This window comes from Billgrantia gudaonensis (assembly GCF_900100195.1).
Taxonomy (GTDB): Bacteria; Pseudomonadota; Gammaproteobacteria; order Pseudomonadales; family Halomonadaceae; genus Halomonas; species Halomonas gudaonensis.
In genome coordinates, this window is the sequence record NZ_FNES01000004.1 from 237821 (window position 1) to 254328 (window position 16508).

Below are 16508 nucleotides of genomic sequence, written 5' to 3' on the forward strand. Positions count from 1 at the left end.
CGGTAGTGGCCTCCACGGTAATCGAGCCCCCGGCCGTGGCGGTTCCTGCCAACTGGGCCTCGGTGAGGCCGTTTTCCACCCCGACGGCCACGGCGACTCCCACCTTGCCCTTCGAGGCACCGGAAATGGCGGTGAGCGCACTACGGTCCACGGTGGCGGCATCGACCACGATGTCGCCACCCGCATCGAGCGTCGCCTCGTCCCAGACCATGACGCGCGACTCGGTATCGAGCACGGCCACCACCGCAGAGCCCGCCACACCGGCCACCCCCGACGGCGCGGCGGTCACGCTCTGAGTGGTATCGACCCGACTGTTGAGGGTGATGTCGCCCGCAGCCGACAGTTCGCCATGCACATGGACGTTGCTGCGCGCCGTCAGCACGCTGACGGAAACGCCTAGCCCCCATGCCTCCGTGGGTTTCAGCGACGCCGCCAGCTCGATTTCGCTATCGATGTCGATGTCGCCGGTCGCCGTCAGGCTGGCCTCTTCGCCGATCTCGATGGAGGAATCGGCGATCAGCGTGGAAATGCTGGCAAATACCGACAGCCCCTCCAGGAATCCCAGCGTCGAGTCGACGGCACCATCGAAAGTGGCATTGCCGCTCTCCACCTGTATTAGCGAGCGGTCGGGATCGACGATGCGCGAATCGATGACGATGTCACCCCCCTGGAGGGTCGCCTCACCGATCGTGACGCTGAGATCGAACAGGCCCACATCCACGAAGCCGTTGGCCGGCCCGCCGTTGAAGTAGCTCATCGGCTGGGCATGCAGGGCCAGGGTACCGTCGTCACCGGCCGTCGAATCATCGTCGCCCAACGCGTTCAGGATGGCGCCGTCGTCGATCTCGATGGCCGCTGCCTCGAGAGTCAGATCGCCGCCATTGGTGACCAAAGACGACGTATAAGACGACGTACCCAGTACCTCGATGGCATTGGCGGCCAGCGTGAGTTCATGTCCTTGGGTACCGATGCGGGCACCTTCGAGGGTCAAGGTACCGTCAGCCGCCAGGGTCACCGCATGATCGATCTGGGTATCGTTGACGCTGTCATCCAGAGTGACGTCGCCATCCCAGGCGTAGGTCAGATCCGCATCCCCGCTGACGTCCACCGCACCGAACGCATCCAGCGAGTCGCCCTGAGTCTGCGCCGATGCCATGACCTGAATGCGATCCCCCGCATGGTGGCTGGTCACATCGACGGTGTCGCTGGCGGCATCCAGATCCTGAATGCGGATATCGAACCGGGTGGCAACGCTGCTCGAACCGACCAGTTCGCCCACCACATGGGTCTGAAGGCGCAGCGCCTCGCCGCCGAACCCCGAGGCATCGACATCGGCTGCGGTGGCACCGTCATCGACCATCAAGACGGCAGACTCGACACCCGCCAGCAACGCCGTGACGCCACCATCGGATTCGTTGAAATCGTAGACCAGCTCGCTATCGCTGAGCTGCATGTCGCCGGCATGGGTGGCCACCAAGGTGTCGCTGCCGCCGCCGCCATCGATGTCGTGCTCGGCCATGGCAGTCAGTTGGAAGCGGTCGTCGCCGGCGCTGCCGGTGGCGGTCAGCTTGGCATCGGCGAGCATCGCCACGCTGACGCCACCGGCCTGCAGGGCATCGCTCTGCCAGGTCGTGCCCGAGACATCGGTCAGCCTCATGCCCAGCGCATCGAAGAGCGTCGCCACGGCGGCCGCTTCGGGACCCAGTCCCTCGACGGCGAGATCGCCATCGGCGGTGACATCGAGGCGCCCTGTCTCGAGGTCGAACTCGGCGGAAACGCCTTCGGCGCCGTCCAGCACCTCGACCAGCTCGCCCAGGGTGCGCACGTTGTCCAGACCGAGAGCCTGCTGCTCGGCGGCGCCCACGCTCAAACCGAGCCGCAGTGCATCGAGCAAATCGCCATTCTCGTCGTCGATCTCGCCGCCGCGCTCCTCCGCCTCGAGCACGCTGGCGTAGTCGTCGGTGCCGATCAGCTCGACCAGTGCGGTATCGACTGAAACACCGTGGTAGCCGCTGGCATCGACCTCGAGATCCCCGCCGCTCCCGGCGCGGGTCACGCTCACCTTCTCGATGCTCTGGTACGTCGACTCGGTCTCGGTGCCGTCATCGACGAGAGTGAAGCCCGCACCATCCAGAATGACCTCATCGATGGCATCCGCCACGGCGAGTTCCAGGTGATCCTCCCCGGTGCCGCCAACGACGGTATTCGCTCCGGCTCCGGCCACCAGGCGGTTGTCACCGGCCACGGCATCGAACTCGCTCTCGCCCTGGCCACCGATCAGGGTGTCGTCGCCGCCGCCGCCCTGCAGATACACGTCACCGGTGAAGGCACTGGCATCCAGTCGGGTGTTGCCACCATCGATGGCCTGCAGCAAACCGCCCTCGATATTGGACAGGGTATCCTTGCCGATCCGACGTTCCTGACTGAGGCTTGCCGTGTGAGACGCCGGGCCTTGAGCCGATGCGGCCACACCAAGCAGCGCAAGCTGAGCGTCACCCGGCTCGGCCTGAGTCATGAAATCGCCGACGAAGCGCACCGTCCAGGCCACGCTTCCATCGTCGGCATCGAGTTCGCGGGCCACCTGGACATTGCCCGCACCGATGCCGTCCATACGTTCCAGCACCCGCTGGATCTCCAGCGCCTCGGCATCGGCGGCGATGGCTTCACTGCTGTCATCATCGAAGAAGAAATGGATCGCTTCGCCGCTGTCGCCGTCCCAAACGAGGCGCTGCTCCTCGACGGCATCGCCGTGGACGAGTTCGTCGTTCTCGAGTCTCAGAGCGCTGTCGGAGACTCCCCATACGCTGTCGTCGCCCTCGCCACCGTCGAGCATGTTGTCGCCGGCGTTGCCGAGCAGCACGTCGTCGCCGGCGCCGCCCTGGAGATCGTCGTTGCCGGCACCGCCATCCAGCAGATCATCGCCGCTGCCGCCGATCAGAGTGTCGTCACCGCCACGACCCTCGAGACGCACGTCACCGCTGAAGGCGCCGGCATCCAGCGTATTGGCGCTGTCGCCACCGATCAGGTTGGCCAGGCCGATGCCGTCCAGTTCATAGAGATCGTTGCCGTTCACCGATAGAGCCGAGTCGGTCAGCGTCATGTCAGCATCGGCCTCGAGGCGGATCAGGTCGCCTTCGTCGTCGAGCCCACCACCGCTGATGTCGCCGCTGCCGTCGGCAGAGAGCAGGAAGAGGTCGTCCTGATCGCTGCCGGTGGCGGTGACGTTTTCGCCCTGGACCTGGAAGGTCACGCCGCCCAGGGTGTAGCCGCTGGCATCGAGCGTCACCCCGGAACTTCCGGCCGCTGCCCCGAGGAGGATCTCCTCGGGATGCTCGCCAAAGCGCAGCACCTCGTCACCGTCGACCGTGACGACGCCGTCGCCGTTGTTCTCGTCGTCGGCCAGCGTAATGGTGCCACTAGAGCGCTCGACGAGGTAGCTGTCGCTGGCCTCCGCGGCGCTGACGAACTCGTCCTGCCCGCCGGTGGAGATCAGCAGGTTGGCGCCGCTGCCGCCCTCCAGAGTGTCGTTGCCGCTACCGCCTTCCAGAATGTCACTGCCGGCCAGACCGCGCAGAATGACGTCATCGCTGCCGCCCGCCAGGGTGTCGTCGGCATCCGAGCCCTCCACGGTGCCGAAGCCGGAGACGCCGCCGGCTATGGCAGTGGCGGTGCCGTCGCCCAGGTCGACGCTCACGCCCTCTTCGAAGTCCGCGTAGCTCAGGGTATCCTCGGCACGCCCGCGCAGCGCCTCCAGAGCGGAGAAGGTCACACCCTCGGCCTGTGCCCCGTCGGCGGGTGCCGGTCCGATGAGCACGCGGCTTTCACCCAGCACGCCGAAGCGCGTACCGCTGCCCTCGGCTTCGGCGGTGTGGTCACCGCTGCTGTCGTCCAGAGCGATTGCCGCCACACCGGTGAACGACAGCGCATCGCCACGCGAGCCGGCCCCCGCCTCGTCGCCATCCAAGGTCCAGGTGGCATCGTCGCTGCCGCTGTCGACGACGCGATCGTCGCCGTCTCCACCGGTGAAAATCAGCTCGAAGCCGTCGGCGCCGGTCACGTCCAGAGTGTCGTTGCCTTCCCCCCCCAGGAAGGTCAAGGTCACCCCATCGACATCGTCGAAGTGGCCGTCGAAGCTCAACGCATCGTCACTGTCGCTGCCCTCGATCTCGATGCCATCCGCTTTTGCCTTGTCGAGGTCGAAGATTTCCACCCGCTCGGAGCCATCTTCGGTACGCTCGACCAGCTCCAGCGCCGGCTCGCCGTCCTGTTCGGCCATGCGCAGGGCGAAGTCGCCACCGCCCGCTACGCTGGCGGTCAGCGGGTCGGCGGAGAGCAGCATGCGCGGTTCCAGGCCTTCGAACACGAAGGCAGAACGCTCGGCCCTGGCCCGCCGAGCTCGTTGAGTGCGGCGCGCCAGGCGCGAGACGAATTGCGAAAGCGGCTTCCGGAGGGGACGGAAGGGGCGTTTCATGGCAGTTCTCCTGCGTTGTCGAGGCGCCGTCAGCGGCTTTTGTCGTTATTCGCGGCCGCTCTGGCGAACGGCACGGCGTCATGGGGAAATCGGTCCTGCTCAGTGCACGGATGGATCCGCGTTCTCTTCTTCGGCTTCTGCGGGCATGCCTTCATCGGCGGGGTCGCCCTTGCGCTGGGCACCGACGCGGGCACCGCCACGAGCCAGGCGACTCAGCCGATTGAAGTTGCGCATCGACTGCAGATGAATGAACAGCAACTCGAGCTCGTCATTGCCCAGCATGGTCTTGAGCGTCTCGTCGTCCAGGGCCTTGAGCTTGTTGCGATTGACCGCCTTGAAGCCGGTCAGCGTTCGCGCACCGCCCTCGGCCTGGCGCACCTGGGCCTGGACGTCCTCGAGCAGGTCGAGCTCCACCAAGCGCTTGCCGAACGCCCGCGTGCGCTGGAAGTGCGCCTGGTAGTCCTGCAGAAAGGTCAGCACGCGCTCGAGATACTGGGTGCGCTCACCGTCGCTGTCGAAGAAGCGCTCGCCCTTGCCATCCTGATTGAGGCCCTCGTACTCCTCGTCGATGCACAAGGTGAAAGTCTTGCCGCCCTCGCTCGAGGCGAAGACGAAAGGGTAGCGACGCAGAAAGGCCGGTACGTATTCGCCCCGCCACTGGCCCTCGGCATCCACCATGAGGTTGCTGTCCTGGGTCAGCCCCAGTACCGCGACCGGTACCACGGCCCCTTCCTCGGCCTCGGTGAAGACGATGGGCAGGTCGGTGGCCGCGGCCGGAAACTCGGCGGCCATCAGCGGCACGGAGTTGACCGTGGCGGCAAAGCCGAAGTCGGTGCCCACCTTGAGCGAGTAGGGGCCGTGCTTGTCGCGGGTGATCGGCTGGACGTTGCGATAGATCAGTAGCTGTGTCGCCATCGTGTTCTCCAGTGGTTGGTCAGGCTTGCGTCTTGTGTCGTCGTTTTCGTTGTGGAGTGGTGCCGGGTATGCGGTTGCTGCGCCGTGGCGGTTCGACCTGATGGCTGCGGTGGCGTTTGGTGCCGTGGTAGCAGGTCAAGAAGGGCTCCTCACCCGCCCCCCGGCCGAATGAAAGGTTGCCCAGCGTTTCGCTGCCATGGCGAGCCATCCAGTCGATCAAGGTCTGCCGGCTCGTCGTCTGCCACTCGCGAGCCAGCGAGAACAGCGGCCCCGCCAAGGTGCCGAGCGGCAGCCCCGCACGATGCAGGTGCAGGTTGAGAGAATCACGTCCGGTCGGCTCGCCGGCCTGCATCTCCTCGATACGCACCGTCACCGGCGGCCACGCCGCCTGAGCCAGGGCGAAGCTGATCTGCAACTGCTCGATCACATCGTGCATCGGGCTCATCGGATGGCATTCCAGCTCGGCCTCGATGGCCTCACGCGCCTCATGAGCGGTAGGCAGCAAGACGTAATCCGAACTGGCGGCACACTCATCGGCACGCCATTTCCAGGCGCGATACATGACATGGCGTCGTGCAGCGGGCAGAGGCTCACTGGGTGAGTCGGTTTCCCAGTAAACCTTGCAGCGATCGTCCTCGACCCCGAGGTGAAGAAAGTGCGGCAGCGCCTCGGGATCGGCCAAGCCTGCCAGGAACGCCTCTCGATCCGCCTCGAGCATGCCCAGCGTCGCCAGAGTGTCTCCGAGTACGGATGCCAGCCGTTGCGGCGCCATCGAAGATACCGGCAGACTGAACAGGCAACGCTGGGTCGACCACTGCCCGGGCCGGCATTTAGCCGACATCTCGCTCAAATAGGGCACGTCAAAGCTTCCGAGCATTGCTTGCAGTACTTCGGCGGCTCGGTTTCCGGCATCGAAGCGGCCGGGATCAGCGTTGGCCCATGGCAAGGACATTGGCCTCGTCTCCCAGCAGGGCATCGATGCGTTCGAACTCTTCCGGCGCCAGCACACCGGCTGCATGTTTCAGCTCGAGAACGCTGAGTAGATAATCGTAGCGCGCCGACGCCAGCTCGCTGCGGGCAAAGAAGAGATCGCGCTCCGCATCGAGCAGGTCGAGCACCGGGATGACGCCAGACTCGACCCCCACCTCGCGCGACTCGACCACGCGTTCGCTGGCTTCGAGGGATTCGGTCAGCGAGCGCTCCCGGGCCATGGCGGTGAGGATGCCCTGATACCCCCCTTGCACCTGACGGTCGATATTGCGGACCACGCCTTCCAGGCGGGACTGGGCGGCACTGATGCGACTCTCGCCTTCACGAACCCGTGATGAGGTCATTCCACCCCGGTAGATCGGCACGTTGAGTGAAACCGCGATGTCCTGGGTTTCGACTTCACTGCCACCCCCGAACAGCGATCCCTCAGTCTCTTCCGAGTCGTAGCTGACCACCAGGTCCAGGGTGGGGTAGTGGCCACCACGACGCACCTTCACCTCCTGGCTTGCCACGTCACCGGCCAGCCTTGCCGCCTGGAGACGGGGACTGCGTTCGACGGCCAATTCCAGCCAGGCATCCACGGAGTCGGGATCGGGTCGCGAGAGTTCCAGAGAGTCGTTGACCGGCCTCAGCGCAGAAGGCCGCTCGCCGGTGACTTCGGCCAACCCCTCGAGAGCATCGCGAAGCTCGTTCTCGACTTCCAGCTCACGTGCCACTACCTGCTGTAGACGCGCTTCGGCATCGAGCAGATCGACCTCCCTGGCCAGACCGTCTTCGTGTCGCGTCTTTACCATTTCGAAGTTGGCCTCCACGGAAGACTTCTCCGCTCTCACGAAGTGGAGGGTCTCGTACAGCGACAGGGCATCGAAATAACGGCGAGCGACTCGCAGAAACAGATCCTGACGGGCCACTTCCAGCTCGGCCGAGGCTTGCTGAATTTCCAGCTTGGCCTTGTCGAGCTCGGCCCATCGGGAATAGTCGTAGATGGACTGCTCGATGGAAGCGCCATAGGTCGTGGTCGGGAATGAGGTACTGCCACTGGCATACTCCTCATTGTCGGAACTGACGATGTCCTGCTGGCGCTCGATGCGCTCGGCCGTCAATGTCACCTGGGGCAATAGTGCCGCTCGAGCCTGCACGTAGCGCTCGTCGACCGCCTGCCTGCCGTAGAACTCCTCCCGGTATTCAGGGTCGTTGCGCTCGGCCAGCGCCAAGGAGTCGCTGAGCCCCACGGCCAAGGCGAACCCACTCACGGCCAGTAACGATACGGCCACGGCGCCAGCCATCGGAAGGCGGGAAAAAACGCGTGGAGCAACGGAATCGGGTCGGCAGGGGACGTTGGCTGTCATGCTGTTCCTTGTCGATGGTTTGGGCTAGCGTAGGCGGTTGACGGCGGTCAAGCGTCGCCATTGCCAGTAACGTTAGGTTACAATGCGCGATGAGACAACCGCGAACGTAGCACTTTGTAATGAACAACCTAGTTCGTCGGAACCTAATCTTCATCCCATGCCGTTTCGTAAAAACCTCCATTCCGTCCAGATCCTCGACATCCCCCAGTCGTCCCCCATGGCATCATCATGACCACGACCCAGACACCGATACGAGAATCGCTGTACACCGACCATCTGCCGACCTGCGATGGAGAGGCGCTGTGGCATGAGTTGCTGACTCCCATCACGACCCCACAACGACTGCATCGCACACCAACCGTGGGGCGCGTCGACGCTTGGCTGTATGGCGACATGCTGATCAGCGAAGCTCAAGCCTCGCCGCAGAGAACCGTCCGCAATCGACGCCAGTTGGCTGCCGGGCCGCTTCCCGCTTACAACCTGCTCTTCGTCCTCGAGGGCCGGATGCGCTACGAAGACGGCCGTCGCGATCGCACCCTGCAACCCGGCGACCTGCTCATCGAAGACCTGACAGAAAAACGCACCATCACCACCCCTACGTACAGCCGATCCATCAACCTGATGGTACCCAGGGAGGGGCTCGACGAGGGGCTGCATGGCAGCATCCTGGAGCGCCACAGTGCACCGGCAAGGCTGTTGAGCCGACATGTCCACGCCCTGTTGGAGAGCCTTCCGACGCTGCACGCACGGCACTGCGACGACACCCTGAAAACCCTTCAGCGTCTGATCGCCGCCTGCGCCGGTGATGGCGACGTCCAGTCACGACGTCAAATACGACGCACCCTGCGAGACGACATCGAGCGTTTCATCGAGCGTCATCTGTTCGACACCCGGCTGGGTAACGCCAGCCTCTGCCGGCACTATCGACTGTCACGCACGCAGCTCTACCGGCTGTTTCGACAGCAAGGAGGAATCAAGGAAGTCATCCTGCGCAAACGTCTCGACTGGGTACATGACCAGTTGTGTCGAGGCGAGGGTGGGGCCAAACCCGATACGGAAACCCTGGCGCTGATGTGCGGCTTCGCCAGTGGCAAGGCCTTGGAAACAGCATACCGGGGCTATTTTTCAGTATCGATGGAGGATACCTGGCACGCCGACACCGCGTCGTTTCCAACGACGAGCCGACAAGGGCTGACCCGCCTCTTTTCTCGCCTTGGTCAGTTTCCCCACACGCCGACATGATGTCCGAGCACACCATTGTCCAGGCCCTGCGCATCGCCGACCTGGCCCTCTACCGACTGGACGCGGGCAGCTACTGCCTCGCCACCCCCGAGGGACACCGCAGCACCCTGCGCTATGCGTCGCTACTGCTAACGGAGTCGACCGGCTGCCAACTGAGTGACGAGGATGGCACCGTGCCACGGCAGTTGCCGGCCAGCACGGCGTGCCTGCTCACCCACCACGTTTCGCAACGCATCACCGTCAGTGAACCAACCTGGGTGTTACGGTTGCCGACCTTCCGCCTGAGCGGTTGTCCTCTGTCGTTGCCCATGATAGCCATGGCTCAGGAGATGCAGGTGCTGCTCTTCAGCATCCCCGCCATTCTCGCCGATGCGGCCCACCTGCCGCCCGTGGGCCAGCGTCACGCCGCTCTGGCCATCGAGTCTCTGCTGCAGCCGCTGGTGCAAGGCCACGAGCCCGAGGAGTCAGCGGACATCACCTCGGTCATCCTGCGTGCCGAAGGCGAGACGGATGCCAATGTCGCCGACAGCGCCAAGGCGCTGGGCGTGTCGCGCTCCCGGCTCTACGAAACGCTACGCCCCTATGGGGGCTTTCACACGCTGCTGAATGCCGCTCGCCTGGATCGCGTGGCACGCCGCCTGCTGATGCCGGAATACGCCGATCACTCGATCAAGGAAATCCTTCACGACACGCCCTTCACGCGAGCGGACCAGTTTCACCGCCTGTTCAAGCAGCGCTACGCCGAAACGGCCAGACGGTGGCGCAGCGCACCGCTCCCCACGTTGCCCGCAACCATCGCCCCCGTCCCAGTCCACCTTTGATGGCTTGTGCAGATGTCCCCACCGCCCGGCTGACGAAGGCCCTGAAACAGGTTGGAGTTTTCCGGGAGTTTTACGAGCACACGAAAAAGCCGCTTAGCGGGATGCGCTAAGCGGCTGATTCGATGAAACTTGTTGGTGGAGCCTAGCGGGATCGAACCGCTGACCTCAACACTGCCAGTGTTGCGCTCTCCCAGCTGAGCTAAGGCCCCACTTCGTCTCGCCTCGGCGAGAACGAGGCGTATCATACCACCCCGATGGCGACCGTCAACACCCGATGCAACGCGAATCCTTCTTTTTTGATGACACTCCGGGTTATCGTTGATGACTAATTTTCCTGGGCCGCCGACTGTGGCAAGCTTATCTCGGTTTGAGTGTCGTGCCAGGCAGGTTCCGGGGTCCATCCGCCGCGCCGAGGAGCATCAGCATTGATCAAGGTTCTTATCGTCGACGACCACCACCTGGTACGCACCAGCCTCGCCCGCCTGCTGGATGGCGAAGACGGCCTGCAGGTGATCGGCGAAGCCGCCAATGGCGAGGAAGCGATCAGCCTCAGCCGCAGCCTGAAGCCCGACGTCGTGCTGATGGACCTACGCATGCCGGGAATCGGCGGCCTGGAGGCCACTCGCAAGATCGTGCGCAGCGACCCCGACATTCGCGTCCTCGCTCTGACCGGCTTCATGGAAGACAGCTTCGCCCAGCGACTCCTGGAGGCCGGTGCGGGGGGCTTCATCAGCAAGGAAACCCAGGTTGCCGACATGGTCGATGCCGTGCGCAGCGTCTTCGCCGGACGCCGCTACATCAGTGCGGACATTGCCCAGCGTCTGGTCCTGTCGCGCTTCGACCCCGACGAGAACCCATTCGATCAGCTCTCCCACCGCGAACTTCAGGTGGCGATGATGATCGTCAATTGCCAGCGCGTGGCCGAGATCTCCGATCGGCTGTTTCTCAGTCCCAAGACGGTCAATACCTACCGGTACCGAATCTTCGAGAAGCTTGGCGTGGAAACCGACGTGGAGCTGACCCACCTCGGGCTGCGCTATGGGCTGGTGGCCGGCTTCGACACCACCCATTGAGCCACTCGATCTGTTACGCTGGACGCCTTCGTTCGCCACGCATTCCATTCGCCAGATGCCTTTCGATTCTCGGCAATTCCTCGCCAACCTCACCCAGGCACCGGGCGTGTATCGCATGCTCGACGACCAGGGCGACACGCTCTACGTGGGCAAGGCCAAGCGACTCAAGGCGCGACTGGCCAGCTACTTCCGCGGCACCCTGAACGCCAAGACCCAGGCGATGGTATCGCGCATCGCCGATGTTCAGGTCACCGTCACGCAAAGCGAAACCGAAGCGTTGCTGCTCGAGCAGACCCTAATCAAGGAGCTGCGCCCGCCGTACAACATCCTGCTGCGCGACGACAAGTCCTACCCCTTCGTGTTCGTCAGCGACCGTCATCCCTATCCGGCGCTGGAGTACAAACGCGCCCGCCGCCGCCATGACGATGGCCGCTACCTGGGGCCCTACCCCAGCAGCGGTGCGGTACGCGAGAGCCTGTCGTTGATGCAGAAGATCTTTCGCATCCGCAACTGCGAAGACAGCGTCTTCGCTCACCGCACACGCCCCTGCTTGCAGTACCAGATCCAGCGCTGCAGCGCCCCCTGCGTCGGCTACATCAGCGAGGCCGACTATCGGCGCGACTTGGAGCATGCCGTCATGTGCCTCGAAGGCAAGAGCGAGGCGGTCACTCAAGAGCTCACCGACGCCATGGAGAGAGCCAGTCGTGCACTGGCCTTCGAGGAAGCCGCCCGCCTGCGCGACCAGGTCCAGCAGTTGCGCCAGCTTCAGCAACGCCAGTTCGTCGATACCGAAGGCGGCGATGCCGATGTATTCGCGCTGACCAGCCGCCCCGGGGCCCAATGCATTTCCGTGCTTGCGGTGCGTCAGGGACGTCTGCTCGGCGCCCGGCACCATACCCCGAGCAACGGCCTCGACCTCGCACCCGAGGTTCTGCTCGGCGATTTCATCAGCCAGTACTATCTGGGGCAGGGTCGTGAAATTCCCCGCGAAGTCATCACCAGCCACTCGCTTCCCGACCCCAACGTCCTCGAAAGCGCGCTGAGCGCCCGGGCCGAACGCCGCGTGCGCGTCACCCATCGGGTTCGCGGCCACCGCAGCCAGTGGCTGGAACTCGCCCGGACCAATGCCGAACAGCACCTGGCGAGCCAACTGGCCAATCAAGGCGAACTGGATCGCCGCTTCGCAGCACTGCGTGACGCTCTCGAACTCAACGAGATGCCCGAGCGGCTGGAGTGCTTCGACATCAGCCACAGCCAAGGCGAAGCCACCGTGGCCTCCTGCGTGGTCTTCGACCGAAACGGACCGCGAAAATCGGACTATCGTCGCTTCAACATCGCCGGCGTGGCCGCTGGAGACGACTATGCCGCCATGCGGCAGGCGCTCGAGCGTCGCTTTCGCCGTCTGGCGGAGGGCGAAGGGGCAACACCGGACATTCTGCTGGTCGATGGCGGCAAGGGGCAGCTCAACCAGGCTCGCGACGTGCTCGCCGAGCTGGGACTGGAACGCATTCGACTACTGGGCGTGGCCAAGGGCACGACTCGCAAGGCGGGCCTGGAGACGCTGTTCCTGGAAACCGTCGACAGAACACTGGACCTCGAAGCCACCTCCCCGGCGCTGCATCTGGTCCAGCACGTGCGCGACGAAGCGCACCGCTTTGCCATCACCGGCCACCGCACGCGGCGCGACAAGCACCGCCGCAGCTCGACGCTGGAGGGGATTGCCGGCGTCGGCCCCAAGCGCCGGCGGGAATTGTTACGCTTTTTCGGCGGTCTGCAGGGCGTCAAACGGGCCAGCCGCGCGGAACTCGCCCGCGTGCCGGGAATCAGCGCAGCGCTCGCCGACACCATTCATCGCGCCCTGCATGGATGAAGCCGAAGCGGGTCGCTAGAATGGCAAGCTCGGACGAACACCCAATACCCCAAGGACACCGCCCATAATGAACATCCCCAACCTCTTGACGCTCGGCCGAATCGTCTTCATTCCACTGTTGGTGGTGTTCTTCTACCTGCCCTTCGCCTGGAGCCTGCCGGTGGCGGCAGCACTGTTCGCCCTGGCTTCGGTGACCGACTGGCTGGATGGCTACCTGGCTCGTCGCTGGAACCAGGCCACTCCCTTCGGCGCTTTTCTCGACCCGGTGGCCGACAAGGTGATGGTCGCCGTGGCTCTGGCCCTGCTCATCGAACGGTACGACAGCCTGTGGCTGACGCTGCCGGCGCTGGTGATCATCGGCCGCGAAATCGTCATCTCCGCACTGCGCGAGTGGATGGCCGAGATGGGCAAGCGCAGCAGCGTGGCCGTTTCCTGGCTGGGCAAGATCAAGACCACCCTGCAGATGGGCGCCCTGTTACTGCTCATCGCCTTCTCGCCAGGCACCCCCTTGGCGCTGCTCGGTCTGCTGACGCTCCATGCTGCCGCTCTGCTCACGCTATGGTCGATGATGCTCTATCTGCGCGCTGCCTGGCCGCACTTGAGCCGTTCCATGTAGCGTCGGCGCTTTTTCTCAAGCCATTGACAGTACCCGGATTGTCCGTATAATGCGCTCTCGAGTCGAGCGGGAATAGCTCAGTGGTAGAGCATCGCCTTGCCAAGGCGAGGGTCGCGAGTTCGAATCTCGTTTCCCGCTCCATTCTTGTCCCCTTTCAAGGATGACTCGACTCGCCGAGGCTGGATGGCAGAGTGGTTATGCAGCGGACTGCAACTCCGTGTACGCCGGTTCGATTCCGACTCCAGCCTCCATCTTTCCCAACGGCATCCGCCGCCTGCCCGAACGCTCACGCCCGGATGGCGAAATTGGTAGACGCAAGAGACTTAAAATCTCTCGGTGGCAACACCGTGCCGGTTCGAGCCCGGCTCCGGGCACCAAGTGCATCGCCTTCCGATCCGGACATGCTGCGCATTGCGCCCGAACAGGGCAACCGCTGATGAATCTGCCCCCATTGCGCGACCCCCACCTCAATTACCGTTACCGACGACGGCTGCACGTCGTTCGGGTATTGCTGGCACTTTCGGTCACCTTCGCCATCATCTCCCTATTCGAGCTGCCACATTCTGGCTGGGCGCTGGTGAGTACCGTCATGGTCATGGGCAACCTCCCTCACGTCGGCGGTGTCCTCGACAAGGGCCGACAGAGGCTGCTCGGCTCTCTGCTGGGGGCCGGCTGGGGGCTGCTACTGATCCTGGTGCCGCTGTCACCCACTCTGGTGATACCGCTGGGCGCCCTGATCGGCATCGGTGCGGCGACGTGGCTGACCTTCGGCAGTCGTCACGGCTACAGCGGCCTGATGTTCGCCATCAGCCTGTTGCTGGTCATCGGCGCCGGCAACCAGGAGCTCGATGTCGCCCTGTGGCGGGCCTTCGACGTACTGTTGGGCACCCTGGTGGGCATCGCCGTGACCGCGCTGGTGCTGCCGCAAAAGGCCACCGACATGATGCGCTTCCTTCTGGCAGACAACCTCGAGCGGCTGGCCCGGCTCTACCAGGCGCATACGGAATCGACCCACGCGCCGGATGTCGATACTCAGCGGCTCCTCAAGGCCGCCAGCAAGCTGCTGGTCAAGCAGCGCAACCTGGTCGATGCCATTCATCGCGAACGTCGTCTGCGGCGTGACGAGCTCGACGAGCTCATCTCGCTGCAGCGTCGCATGCTGTCCACCATCGAACTCTTGCTGGAGACTCACTGGACGACCCGTGCCGGTCACGAACGCATCGCCGCGATGGTTGGGCTGCGCGAAGAACAGTTTCGCCTGGCATCGGAGCTCGACACCCTGGCCTACCAGGTGCGTACCGGCCAGCCGATCGATGTCGCCATCAGCCCATTCGACCTGCAGCGCCATGCCGAGCTGGCCTGCAACGCCAGAAGCGAAGACGGCCGCGTCCTGTTCAGCCCCAGCGGCTATCTATGGCTCAATCGTGAGCTGGCTCGACTGGCGCAGGCGCTGGTCAGCCAGCTGGGCAGCCTGGAGCGGCTGCCTAGCCGACGTCTGCGGCGCGCCTCGGGCCGTTCACGCTTCATTGCGGACCGCACAGAGCCGGTACAAGGAGAGCAAGAGAATGAACGGCAACCATGACGTGCTGATCATCGGTGGCGGCGTGGCCGGCTTGACCCTGGCGCTGCATTGCGCCGACGCGCGCCGGGTAATCCTGGTTCGTCCGGCCAGCGACGACCGGGGAGCCAGTCGCTGGGCCCAGGGGGGCATCGCGGCGGTGCTCTCGCCCCAGGATGACTTCGATGCCCACGTTACCGACACCCTGGTGGCAGGGGATGGTCTGTGCGACGAGCACGCCGTCCGCTTCACGGTCGAACGGGGGCCGGCCGCCATCGAATGGCTGCTCTCCCTGGGGGTGCCCTTCACCCGCGATGCCTCGCCCGGCGCCGACTACCCCTATCACCTGACCCGAGAGGGCGGACACGGCGCCCGTCGCGTCATCCACGTGGAGGACGCCACCGGGCGTGCCGTGCTCGATACGCTCAAGGCGCACGCCGAGGCCCATCCGTCCATCATCGTGCGTGACGATCTCACCGCCATCGGCCTGGTCGGCGACGCGGCGGGGCATTGCCGTGGCGCTCGCTGCCTGGATGCCTCGGGAACCCTCATCACCCTGATGGCGCAGGACACCGTTCTAGCGACCGGCGGCGCCAGCGGCCTCTACCGTCACACTACCAGCCCCAGACCCGCCAGCGGCGAAGGCATGTCGATGGCCGCCGAACTGGGCGCCGAGCTGGTGAACCTCGAGTTCCAGCAGTTCCACCCGACCTGCCTCTACGACCCAGAGGGCCCGCCCTTTCTGATCAGCGAGGCGGTGCGTGGTGAAGGGGGGCGACTGATCAACGTCGCCGGAGAGCGCTTCATGCCCACGGTGGACGCTCGAGCCGAACTGGCCCCCCGCGACATCGTCGCCCGAGCCATCGATGCCGAAATGCAGCGTAGCGGCGAATCGCACGTGTGGCTCGATGTGCGCCATCTCGGCGAGGCCGCCATCCGTCACCACTTCCCGACGATACATGCCCACTGCATGACGCGCGGGCTCGATATCGTCCGCCAGCCGATCCCGGTGGTACCGGCAGCGCATTACAGCTGTGGTGGCGTGGCCACCGGCCTGGACGGCTCCACCCAGGTGCCGCACCTGCATGCCATCGGCGAGGTGGCCTGCACCGGCCTGCACGGAGCCAATCGCATGGCCAGCAACTCGCTGCTGGAGTGCCTGGTATTCGCGCGCAGCTGTGCCGCACGGCTGGCCCACCCGGAACCGACCTCGTCGGCGAGCCTCATCGCTGCGCCTGCCGGCAACGCGACGATCGCGGCCGAACGCATTCATGCCTGGCGGCAAAGGATGCGTGAGCTGATGAGCCGACACGTGGCGATCGTCCGCCACGACGTCGGCCTGGAAAACGCCGACCAGGAACTTGCCGATCTGGCAGCGGAAATCGCCCTGGCCGTGAAACGCAGCGCCCCCGACCCGGCTCTTGCCAGCCTGTGGCACGCCGTGCGCCTGGCTCGTTTGACCGTGGTCAGTGCCCGTGAACGCCGCGAATCTCGCGGACTGCACTACAACCCGGACTGCCCGCCACATGCCGAGACGCCTCCACGCCCCTCGCGGCGTCGACTCGGCGATCTCGAAACCGGCTGAGCGGTCGCTCCTGCCAGG

Annotated in this window: 11 protein-coding genes and 4 tRNA genes (1 of these 15 cut by a window edge); 10 read left to right on the forward strand and 5 right to left on the reverse strand. The window is 64.8% G+C overall.

From position 1 onward, the window contains the following. The 4 genes from BLP96_RS06820 to BLP96_RS06835 form a co-directional block, all read right to left on the reverse strand. Nucleotides 1–4471, reverse strand: partial view of an LEPR-XLL domain-containing protein gene (locus BLP96_RS06820; RefSeq protein WP_089684432.1) — the beginning only. Its footprint begins 22154 nt before the window's first position; only the first 4471 of its 26625 coding nucleotides appear in the window; it begins with the start codon at nucleotides 4469–4471; its stop codon lies beyond the left edge, outside the window. A 99-nt stretch (nucleotides 4472–4570) separates the two neighbouring features. Beyond that, nucleotides 4571–5386 (reverse strand): SapC family protein, encoded by an 816-nt coding sequence (locus BLP96_RS06825; protein WP_089684434.1) that lies wholly within the window; start codon nucleotides 5384–5386, stop codon nucleotides 4571–4573. Nucleotides 5387–5405: 19 nt separating this feature from the next. Beyond that, the gene (locus BLP96_RS06830; RefSeq protein WP_143005081.1) at nucleotides 5406–6245 is read right to left on the reverse strand and encodes a hypothetical protein; all 840 of its coding nucleotides are present in this window, start codon (nucleotides 6243–6245) and stop codon (nucleotides 5406–5408) included. A 67-nt stretch (nucleotides 6246–6312) separates the two neighbouring features. Then, the gene (locus BLP96_RS06835; protein WP_245682186.1) at nucleotides 6313–7650 is read right to left on the reverse strand and encodes a TolC family outer membrane protein; all 1338 of its coding nucleotides are present in this window, start codon (nucleotides 7648–7650) and stop codon (nucleotides 6313–6315) included. Nucleotides 7651–7953: 303 nt separating this feature from the next. Here BLP96_RS06835 and BLP96_RS06840 point away from each other — a divergent pair, with 303 nt between their 5' ends. Both BLP96_RS06840 and BLP96_RS06845 read left to right on the forward strand, forming a co-directional pair. After that, nucleotides 7954–8967, forward strand: a complete 1014-nt coding sequence (locus tag BLP96_RS06840; RefSeq protein ID WP_089684439.1) for an AraC-like ligand-binding domain-containing protein — start codon at nucleotides 7954–7956, stop codon at nucleotides 8965–8967. Continuing rightward, nucleotides 8967–9788, forward strand: a complete 822-nt coding sequence (locus BLP96_RS06845; protein ID WP_176761477.1) for an AraC family transcriptional regulator — start codon at nucleotides 8967–8969, stop codon at nucleotides 9786–9788. The genes BLP96_RS06840 and BLP96_RS06845 overlap by 1 nt, the downstream gene beginning before the upstream one ends. Before the next feature lie 133 nt (nucleotides 9789–9921). Here BLP96_RS06845 and BLP96_RS06850 read toward each other — a convergent pair. Beyond that, nucleotides 9922–9997 (reverse strand) — tRNA-Ala (locus BLP96_RS06850). A 216-nt stretch (nucleotides 9998–10213) separates the two neighbouring features. Between BLP96_RS06850 and uvrY the strand changes: the two genes are divergently transcribed. The 8 genes from uvrY (at nucleotide 10214) to nadB (ending at nucleotide 16490) form a co-directional block, all read left to right on the forward strand. Further along, nucleotides 10214–10861 (forward strand): UvrY/SirA/GacA family response regulator transcription factor, encoded by a 648-nt coding sequence (gene uvrY, locus BLP96_RS06855; RefSeq protein WP_089684443.1) that lies wholly within the window; start codon nucleotides 10214–10216, stop codon nucleotides 10859–10861. 55 nt (nucleotides 10862–10916) lie between these two features. Beyond that, entirely contained in the window at nucleotides 10917–12731 is a 1815-nt protein-coding gene (gene uvrC, locus BLP96_RS06860; RefSeq protein ID WP_089684696.1) for an excinuclease ABC subunit UvrC, read from the forward strand. 67 nt (nucleotides 12732–12798) lie between these two features. Further along, on the forward strand, nucleotides 12799–13347 hold the full coding sequence (pgsA, locus tag BLP96_RS06865; protein WP_089684445.1) for a CDP-diacylglycerol--glycerol-3-phosphate 3-phosphatidyltransferase: 549 nt from the start codon (nucleotides 12799–12801) through the stop codon (nucleotides 13345–13347). 66 nt (nucleotides 13348–13413) lie between these two features. Further along, nucleotides 13414–13488, forward strand: a tRNA-Gly gene (locus tag BLP96_RS06870). A gap of 36 nt (nucleotides 13489–13524) precedes the next feature. Further along, nucleotides 13525–13598: transfer RNA gene (locus tag BLP96_RS06875), tRNA-Cys, on the forward strand. 39 nt (nucleotides 13599–13637) lie between these two features. Continuing rightward, a tRNA-Leu gene (locus BLP96_RS06880) sits at nucleotides 13638–13724 on the forward strand. Between the two features lie 59 nt (nucleotides 13725–13783). Next, nucleotides 13784–14929, forward strand: coding sequence for an FUSC family protein (locus BLP96_RS06885; RefSeq protein WP_089684446.1), 1146 nt, complete (start codon nucleotides 13784–13786; stop codon nucleotides 14927–14929). Continuing rightward, nucleotides 14913–16490: an L-aspartate oxidase gene (gene nadB, locus BLP96_RS06890; RefSeq protein ID WP_089684449.1), complete on the forward strand. Its 1578-nt coding sequence runs from the start codon at nucleotides 14913–14915 to the stop codon at nucleotides 16488–16490. Before BLP96_RS06885 ends, nadB begins: the two co-directional genes overlap by 17 nt. Nucleotides 16491–16508 lie beyond the last annotated feature (18 nt).